Consider the following 8,314-nt stretch of genomic DNA (forward strand, 5'->3'; position numbering starts at 1 on the left):
GCTGCCAATCCGCTCAGCCGGCCAGTTCGGTCTGGTCGCGCTCGATGCCGTACTTGCGCAGCTTTTCCACCAGCGTGGTGCGGCGCAGGCCGAGCAGCTGGGCGGCGTGGGCGACGACGCCCTGGGTGCGTTCCAGCGCTTCGTTGATCAGGTTCAATTCGATGCTGGCCATGTGGTTGCGCAGGTCCATGCCGTCGTCCGGCAGGGCCGGCGCGCGGGCAGCCGGGCCGCTGCCGTTGTCCGCTGCCGTGGTGCCCTGGGCACCCGGGGTGTGGAACGAAAAGCTGCGCAGGTCCAGGCGCTCGTCGGCCGCCGCCGCCGGTACGGCCGCCACGACCGGGGCCGGGACGGCGAAATCGCCGCGGTAGCGCGCCGGCAGATCCTGCACCCGCACGTTGCCGCTGGGGTGCAGCACGGCCAGGCGCTCGACCAGATTGGTCAGCTCGCGCACATTGCCCGGCCATTCGTAGGTGGCCAGCGCCTGCAGCGCTTCGCCGGTGAAGCGCACTTCGCCGCGCCCGGTACGGGCCAGCTGGCCGGCAATGGTGGTGACCAGCGCGGGCAGGTCTTCGCTGCGCTCGCGCAGGGCCGGCACGTCGATCGGGAACACGTTGAGCCGGTAGAACAGATCTTCGCGGAACTTGCCGTCGGCGATGCGCGATTCCAGATCGCGATGGGTGGCGGCGATCACGCGTACGTTGCAGCGGATGGTCTGGTTGCCGCCGACCCGCTCGAAGCTGCGCTCCTGGAGCACGCGCAGCAGCTTGACCTGCATCGGCAGGCTCATGTCGCCGATTTCGTCCAGCAGCAGGGTGCCGCCTTCGGCCATTTCGAAACGGCCCTTGCGGGCGCTCAGCGCGCCGGTGAAGGCGCCCTTTTCGTGGCCGAACAGTTCGCTTTCCAGCAGGTCGGCCGGGATCGCGCCGCAGTTGATCGCCACGAACGGACCGTCGCGGCGCGGCGAACGCTGGTGGATCGAGCGCGAGACCACTTCCTTGCCGGTCCCCGATTCGCCCAGCACCAGCACGGTGGTGTCGAACGCGGCGACCTGCTCGATCATGCGGCGCAGCTGGGTGACGGCCGGGCCCTCGCCGGTCGGCCCCTGTTCCTGCACGGCGCCGGCCTGGTGCTCGGCATCCAGGCGCTTGAGGCTGGCGCGGCGCAGCAGGCCTTCCATCTGCGCGTGGCGCAGCGGGGCTTCCAGCGGCCACACATTGGCTTCGTGCAGCCCGTACTGCCGGGCGAAAGCGGTAGTGTCGCCATCGATCAGCATCACCGGCGGCGGCAGCGCGCCCTTGCCCAGCCAGGCGAACAGCGCGTCGCTGCGCTCGGAGCCGTCCAGGCCGCCGATGATCGCGGCCATCCAGTCGTTCGGGCGATGGCGGGTGATGTCGAAATCGTTCGCGTCGGCCACCCAGCGCGGGTTGAAGTCCATGAACTCCAGCAGGGCGACGGTGCGCTCGGCGCGGACCGCGTCGTTGTCCACGACCAGGATGCGTGATTCGCTCATGATCCGTTCCCCTTCAGGCCTTCCAGGATCGGCATCACTTCCTGGATGTAGGACAGCTTGCTGACGAAGTTGTCGGCCCCTGCGCGCAGGGCGTGCTCGCGGTGTTCGGCGTCATCGAAGTGGCTGGCGATGACGATGTAGGGTGCGTCGTCCTGCGATTTGATCAGGCGGGTCGCCTGCAGGCCGCCCATCTCCGGCATGGCCAGGTCCATCAGCACCACCTTCGGGCGCAGCGACTCGGAGCGTTCGATCGCTTCCAGGCCATTGGCGGCGCTGCCGATCACATCGAGCCAGTCGACCTTGCGGAAGTGGCGCATGGCGGCGTTGATGAAACCTTCGTGGTCGTCGACCAGCAGGACGGTGAGCTTGTTCATGTCTTCCATTTCCTTCAGCCCACCCGGGCCAGGAGGTGCGGGGTGCTGGCATGGCTGCGGCGGCGTTCGCGCGCCGGGGCGATGTCCAGTTGTTCGCGGTATTTTGCAACGGTACGGCGGGCGATGTTCACCCCTTGGCGCGAGAGCAGGCCGGCGATGGCTTCATCGGCCAGCGGGCGCGCGGCCGGCTCGGACTCGATCAGGCGACGCACCATGGCCTTGACGGCCTGGCCGGAGACGCTGGCGCCTTCCAGACGGACCGCGAAGAAATGCTTCAGTTCCAGCGTCCCGCGCGGCGTCTGCAGGTACTTACCGGTGGTGATGCGCGAGACGGTGGACTCGTGCATGCCGATTTCGTCGGCCACTTCCTTCAGCGTGAGCGGCGCCATGGCTTCTTCGCCACGGGTCAGGAAGCCGGACTGGCGCTCGATGATCACCCGCGCGGTGCGCAGCAGGGTGTCATAGCGCATCGACAGGCCACGGGTCAGCCAGCGCGCTTCCTGCAGCATGTCGCGCAGCGGCTGGGCCGCTTCGGTGGTCTCGGCCAGGGCCTGTTCGTAGTGCGGGTTGATGCTGAGGCGACGGCTGGTGGCAGGATTGAGCGCCACGCGCCACTGACCATCGGCGTGCCAGGCCACCACGTCCGGGATGACCACGCCGTTGCTGTCCGGCAGCAGGCCTTCGCCCGGGCGCGGCTGCAGCGACAGGATCAGGCGGACCGCTTCATGGATATCGGCGACTTCGGCATCCAGGTCCCGGGCCAGGGCCGGGTAATCGTGTGCGGCCAGTGCGGCCAGGCCGTGATCGAGCACGCGCTGGGCCAGATGGCGGGCGGCAACCCGGCCGGGCAGGGCGCGCAGCTGGACGCTCAGGCATTCATGCAGGTCCTGCGCGGCCAGGCCGACCGGGTCGCCGTGCAGGATCTGCTGGCGGACCGCTTCCACGCCCGCGGCATCGACATCGCAGCGGGCGCTGGCCAGCAGGGTCAGCTGGGCGAGCGGGGCATCCAGATAGCCGGCGTCATCGCAGTGCTCCAGCCAGAAACCGGCCACGGCCAGTTCGCGGGCATCCAGCTCCATCGCCAGGCGCTGCAGGGCGCGCAGCTGCGGGTCGGAGGATTCGCCCGCCGCCACGCGCTGCATGCGGTCATCGTCGCCATCCTGCCAGCCGGCGCCGGCGACATCCCACATGGTGCTCTCGGGCAGTTCGTCGAAGGCGGCCACGTCCTGGCCGGTCGTGGCTTCGGCGGTCTCGGCCGCTACCGGCTCCGGCGCTTCCTCGAGCTCGAGCAGCGGGTTGCTGTCCAGTGCGCGGCGGATTTCCAGTTCCAGCTGCATCCCGTCAAGCTGCAACAGGCGGATGGACTGCAGAAGCTGCGGCGTGAGGTGAAGCTGCTGACCCATCTGGGTCGACATGGAGGCTTTCAAGGTGGTTCCCCGTTCGCACCGACTCCCCGGTGCGTTATGGAACACATCTTGCTTCTGTTCCCGTACGCCGGGAATCAGGGGGTTCCTGAGTCGGGTCGTCAAATGCCTGACAGCGTGTGGGGAAAACCCCTACACCAGCGCGGTATTTTGACGTTGCCGGACGGCCGGGCCTTGCACTGTGGTCGCCGGCACCGCCGGCCGGGCTTCAATAATCCGTCACCGATCGGCCGGCTGCCCGCTGTGTGCCGGAGAACCGGCGCACTTCACTCCAGCTCGTGCTGGTGGCGGGCGGCGAGCAGCACCAGATCATTGGCGCGGCGGCAGCCCAGCGATTCCATCATGCGGGCGCGGTGGGTCTCCACCGTCTTGACGCTGATGCCGAGGTCGGCGGCGATTTCCTTGTTGCTTTCGCCCTTGCCGATCTGCCGCAGGATCTCGCGCTGGCGCGGCGACAGGGCCGCCACGCCGACCGGCTTTTCCCTGCCCAGCATGGGCGCCAGCATCTTGGCCGAGATCTGCGGGCTCAGGAACACCTGGCCGGCATGGGCGGCACGCAGCGCCAGTTCCAGCTCCTGCGGGGCGGCATCCTTGACCACGAAGCCGACCGCACCCCGGTCCAGCGCATCGCGGACGTGCACGGCATCGTCGTGCATGGTCATCATGACCACGCGCGAGCCGGGCGTCCGCAGCAGGATGTCGCTCAGGGCTTCCAGGCCGGTGCGGCCGGGCAGGGACAGGTCCATCAGCACCACGTCCGGGGAATGCTGCACGCTCAGTTGCAGCGCCTGTTCGGCGTTGCTGGCCTCGGCGATGACCTCGACGTCGGCAAAGCCCTGCAGCAGGCGGCTGAGGCCGGCACGGACCAGGGTGTGATCATCGACGATGAGAACGCGCACAGGCTGCTAGGGAAGCGGGGAGGTCGTCACCTTAACGGAGTGAAGGCCTACCGCCAAGCCGATTGGGTCACAGTCGGGAGCGTATGGTCAGCGCAGACGACGTGCTTCGGCGATCTGGCGGCGGTGCAGGCGGAACAGATGACGTTCCAGCGCCATCTCCAGCGCGTCGCTGAGGCCTTCGAACCGCAGCCAGAGATAGTGCGCGCCCGAGCCGTTGGCGGCTTCGGCGACGATGACCACCGGCAGGTCGATATGGTCGGGCAGCCAGTCGCAGGGCTGCAGGCGGATCACGCCCATGCTCCCCGGGGTGGCGCCGCTGCGCGTGCCCTGTTCCAGGCGGATGCCGCGGCGCGACCAGCGCAGCGGACGCAGGGGCAGGTCCTGGGTCGTCTGGCGCACCAGCCGCCCCAGCAGCACCATGACCAGATCCAGCTTGGCCTCCAGGCGCTGTACCTGCAGCGTCGCATCGCTGCGGTCGTCATGGCCGTCGTCGCCGCGCGCGTCCTCGACCAGGGCCACGCTGCGCAGCAGGGTCTCGGCGGTCCCGGGGCGGATCACCGCGCTGCCGATGCGGAACTCGGCCGGCAGCGCCAGTTCGCAGCTCAGCGTCTCATCGAACAGCTCGCTTTCGGCCGGGTGATGGATGGCGCTGGTGCGAAGGTCGGTCATGACAGGGATTCTGCGGTCAGGTACGCCTGCGCGGCGCGAAGGGACTGGTGGCCGTTGTGGATGTGGCGGCTGGCGTCTTCGCGCTGACGCATCATGAACAGCATGATGCGCTGCTGGCGCGCCTGCAGCGAGGACAGGCCCGGCACATCGAACAGGGCCGACGGGCCGGCCAGGTAGTTCTGCTGGGCGGCATCGAGGGCGTCCAGCTGCAGCCCGGCCTCGTCGAAATTCTCGTCGTGAAGCGCGGTTTCCAGTGCATCGAGCCGGGCGTTCAGCGCGCCGAGCGAACTCACGGGGCGGCCTGCGCAGTCTGGCGCTGCTGCTGGGGGATGGCATTCCACGCGGCGTCGATTTCGCCGAGCAGCTCGAGGGCTTCGGTCAACGCGGCCGGATCATTGTGCAGGTTGGCTTCGGTCAGCCGGTGCATCACGTAGTCGTACAGTGAGGACAGATTGCCCGCGATTTCGCCGCCGGCCTCATGGTCCAGCGAGCCGTTGAGATGGCCGACGATCGCACAGACCTCGCCGATCGCCTTGCCTTTGCGCGCCTGGTCGCCCCGTTCCATGCAGGCCAGTGCGAGACGAAGGCGTTCGCAGGCACCGGCCAGCAGCAGCGCCACCAGCTTGTGCGGGTCGGCATCGGTAACCGAACTCTGCACGCCGACCTTGCGGTACTGCTCGGTGAATTGACGGTTGGAACCGTACATCAATCATGTCTCCTTCATGCGGGGCCGCGAGGTTCGCGACATCGTCGGCACCGGGTGGAGCCTGCGGGGTGTCCTGCCAGTGATATCGGCAGCGGGCCGGTTCAACTTGAGTCCGCTGCCGCGATCGATCAGCCGCTGAGCTGCGAGAGCTGCGAGGTGAGGCTGGTCATGGTCTGGCTCATCTTGCTCATCAGCGCGTCGAGCGCGAGGAACTGCTTTTTGTAACGCTCGGACACGCCTTCCATGCGCACATCCAGCGCCTTGCGGCGCTTGTCGATGTCGGTCAGCGTGGTGTTGAGGCTCTTGGTGCGCGAGACGAACGCGCCTTCCTTGCCCACGGTGGTGCTGACATAGCCGTCGACCATGGCAAACAGCTTGGCCGCTGCACCGTCATCGCCGGTGAAGGCTTCGCGTACCGCGCCACCCTGATTGACCAGGGCCGCGTCGAACTTGGCGGTATCCAGCACCAGGCTGCCATCGGCGTTGGGATAGGCGCGGGTCTGCAGGCCGATCTTCTTGGGGTCCAGGCCGGCGGCCGAGAGATCCTTGAGGATGCCGCCCATCATGCTGCGCAGCTGGCTGGAAGCGCCGCGCATCTGGGCATCGCCGGTCAGCGAGGACGGTTCCTTGTTCTCGATGTCGTACTTGGTCGCGGTGTTGATCGCCGCGATGGCGCCGTTGTAGGCGGTGACGAAGTCCTGCATCACCTTGCGCGCAGCGGCGACGTCGGTACTGATGGTGACGGTGCTTTCGCCTTCCTTCTTCAGGTTCAGGGTGAGGCCGGGCACCACGTCAGTGACGGTGTTTTCGCTGCTGGTGATTGCCACGCCATCGATGGTCAGCTTGGCGTCTGCGGCCGGCGTACGCTCCTTCAGACTGGCAGCGAGGTCGGCCAGCTTGCTGTTGCCTGGTGCGGCAGTCAGCGCGATGGCGTTGGCGGCGCCCGACTTCTCCTGCGAGAGGGACAGAATCTGGTTATCGCCAGACGCGATGAGCGTGGCCTGTACACCCGAGGCGCGGCCGGCTTTCTCGATCTTCGTCCGGATCGAGCTGAGCGTGTCGTCGGCTTCGACGTTGATGTTCAGCGTCTTCTGCTTATCGCCGACGCCAACGGTGAGCGTCAGGGTTCCGGCGCCAAACGTGTCTGTTTTCGGTATTTCGGTGTTTGAGATCAGCTTGTGTGCGGTAGCCAGCTTTTCCACGTTGACAAGGTGGGTGCCCGCCGCCGCAGAATTCGTCCCGCTGACCGTCAAGATCTCGTCGGTGCCGGGCTTGCTGGCCGTGAACGTGCGGGCATCGAAGGCCGTATTCGCCTTCAGCGCCTTCAGCGCGGTGTTCAGGGTGTCGAACGCGGATTTGACCGTGCCGATCGCCGAGAGCTGCATCTTGGCCTTGGACTGCTGCAGGTTCAGTGCGTTGTCCGCCGGCTTGCGATCGGCTGCCACCAGGCTGCTGACCATGCCGGAAATATCCAGTCCTGAACCGATGCCGCCGTAACCGAAGTCCGCCACGTTGTATCTCCTGTTTGTTGCCACTGCAGTGAAGTCGCAGGGCGATGCCATCAACGAAAGTAGCGGCCGTAGCCGCCGGGTCTTTAGAACCACGTTGATGCAGGAGTTGTGCCAGCCAGGGCGGGGGCGGGTTTGGCACGCCGGTTGCAGGAGCCCTGGGGCAGGGGCGGCGATGCGCGCCCTTGATAGGTGGTCTGTAAAAAACCCTCCTCCAATGCAGAGGAGGGGTCAGGCTACTGAAAAGCGGGGGGAGACGAAGCCACCCGGGGTGTTCAGTCAAACAAACAGCGCTGATAACAGTTCTGCCGCAGGGGCGGGCCATGGCCACGATGATGTGGCGACCGGGAGAGAGTCCGGTCCCATGGCCATGGCCCGTTCCTGCGCGTGCTTTGCGATGCCTCGGGTTGCCCGCGCCGCCGGCCGAAGCCGGCGGCGGGGACGATGCAGCCGTGGATCAGCGCAGCAGGCTGAGCACGTTCTGCGGCACCTGGTTGGCCTGGGCCAGCATGGCCGTACCGGCCTGCTGCAGGATCTGGGTGCGGGTCAGCTCTGCGGTTTCCTTGGCGAAGTCGGTATCGCGGATGCGGCTGCGCGACGCCGACAGGTTCTCCGTGGAGGTCTGCAGGTTGGCCACAACCGAGGTGAAGCGGTTCTGGACAGCGCCGAGGTCGGCGCGGGTGTTGTTGATCGAGCTCAGGGCGTTGTCGACCAGCGACAGGGCCTTCTGCGCACCCGTCACCGTCGAGACATCCAGATTCGCGACGTTGGCGGTGGTCACAGCAGCGTCGGCCGTGTGATCGAAGCCTGCCGGGCCGGTGATGGTGATGTCGGCATCGGTCATTGCAATGCCATCCTTCACCTGGGTGACCACGATCTCGCCGGCGTCATTCAGCTCCGCAAGCACACCGGTCTCGCCGAGCTTGGAGTTGATGGCAGTCACCGCGGCCTTGTTCTGATCGGCGACGGTCGCACCGCTCTTCAGTTCGATCTTGTCGAGGTTGACGGTGGTCGAACCGACCTTGATGGTGCCGGACAACGTCGCATCGGCGGTCAGGACAGCATCCGCGTCGGCGACCTTGCCGGTAGCGAACGTGGAGGTGCCGAGCTTGGCAGTCGTGGCATCCACGATCTTGTCGATGGCGATCGCCTGACCGGCGTTGGCGCCCACCTGGAACAGCTGGCTGGAGAACGAACCGTCCAGCAGCTTGGTGCCGTTGAAGT

9 protein-coding genes are annotated in these 8,314 nt (G+C 67.0%); all 9 read right to left on the bottom strand.

Going from position 1 to position 8,314, the window contains the following annotated elements; all coding sequences use genetic code 11:
- Positions 1-13: 13 nt before the first annotated feature.
- Positions 14-1,510 (bottom strand): sigma-54 dependent transcriptional regulator, encoded by a 1,497-nt coding sequence (locus AB9O74_RS18055; RefSeq protein ID WP_369350124.1) that lies wholly within the window; start codon positions 1,508-1,510, stop codon positions 14-16.
- Complete coding sequence (locus tag AB9O74_RS18060; protein WP_026070040.1) at positions 1,507-1,884, bottom strand: response regulator transcription factor; 378 nt, start codon at positions 1,882-1,884, stop codon at positions 1,507-1,509. The genes AB9O74_RS18055 and AB9O74_RS18060 overlap by 4 nt, the downstream gene beginning before the upstream one ends.
- A gap of 14 nt (positions 1,885-1,898) precedes the next feature.
- Positions 1,899-3,311 (bottom strand): RNA polymerase factor sigma-54, encoded by a 1,413-nt coding sequence (gene rpoN / locus AB9O74_RS18065; protein WP_369350125.1) that lies wholly within the window; start codon positions 3,309-3,311, stop codon positions 1,899-1,901.
- Between the two features lie 263 nt (positions 3,312-3,574).
- Positions 3,575-4,207: a response regulator transcription factor gene (locus AB9O74_RS18070; protein ID WP_121036749.1), complete on the bottom strand. Its 633-nt coding sequence runs from the start codon at positions 4,205-4,207 to the stop codon at positions 3,575-3,577.
- 87 nt (positions 4,208-4,294) lie between these two features.
- Complete coding sequence (locus AB9O74_RS18075; RefSeq protein WP_176989027.1) at positions 4,295-4,876, bottom strand: PilZ domain-containing protein; 582 nt, start codon at positions 4,874-4,876, stop codon at positions 4,295-4,297.
- Positions 4,873-5,169 (bottom strand): hypothetical protein, encoded by a 297-nt coding sequence (locus AB9O74_RS18080; RefSeq protein ID WP_369350126.1) that lies wholly within the window; start codon positions 5,167-5,169, stop codon positions 4,873-4,875. The genes AB9O74_RS18075 and AB9O74_RS18080 overlap by 4 nt, the downstream gene beginning before the upstream one ends.
- The gene (gene fliS, locus AB9O74_RS18085) at positions 5,166-5,582 is read right to left on the bottom strand and encodes a flagellar export chaperone FliS (RefSeq protein WP_176989025.1); all 417 of its coding nucleotides are present in this window, start codon (positions 5,580-5,582) and stop codon (positions 5,166-5,168) included. Before fliS ends, AB9O74_RS18080 begins: the two co-directional genes overlap by 4 nt.
- Positions 5,583-5,710: 128 nt before the next feature.
- On the bottom strand, positions 5,711-7,093 hold the full coding sequence (gene fliD / locus AB9O74_RS18090) for a flagellar filament capping protein FliD (RefSeq protein ID WP_369350127.1): 1,383 nt from the start codon (positions 7,091-7,093) through the stop codon (positions 5,711-5,713).
- Between the two features lie 454 nt (positions 7,094-7,547).
- Positions 7,548-8,314: flagellin (locus AB9O74_RS18095; RefSeq protein ID WP_369350128.1), on the bottom strand; the 767-nt coding region annotated here is incomplete at its 5' end.

This window comes from Stenotrophomonas sp. JAG2, assembly GCF_041080745.1.
Taxonomy (GTDB): Bacteria; Pseudomonadota; Gammaproteobacteria; order Xanthomonadales; family Xanthomonadaceae; genus Stenotrophomonas; species Stenotrophomonas maltophilia_AA.

Excerpts from the sequence above, each read along its gene's own strand:
- AB9O74_RS18055 (WP_369350124.1), bottom strand. The coding sequence starts at position 1,510 with ATGAGCGAATCACGCATCCTGGTCGTGGACAACGACGCGGTCCGCGCC.
- AB9O74_RS18060 (WP_026070040.1), bottom strand. The coding sequence starts at position 1,884 with ATGAACAAGCTCACCGTCCTGCTGGTCGACGACCACGAAGGTTTCATC.
- AB9O74_RS18075 (WP_176989027.1), bottom strand. The coding sequence starts at position 4,876 with ATGACCGACCTTCGCACCAGCGCCATCCATCACCCGGCCGAAAGCGAG.
- fliS (WP_176989025.1), bottom strand. The coding sequence starts at position 5,582 with ATGTACGGTTCCAACCGTCAATTCACCGAGCAGTACCGCAAGGTCGGC.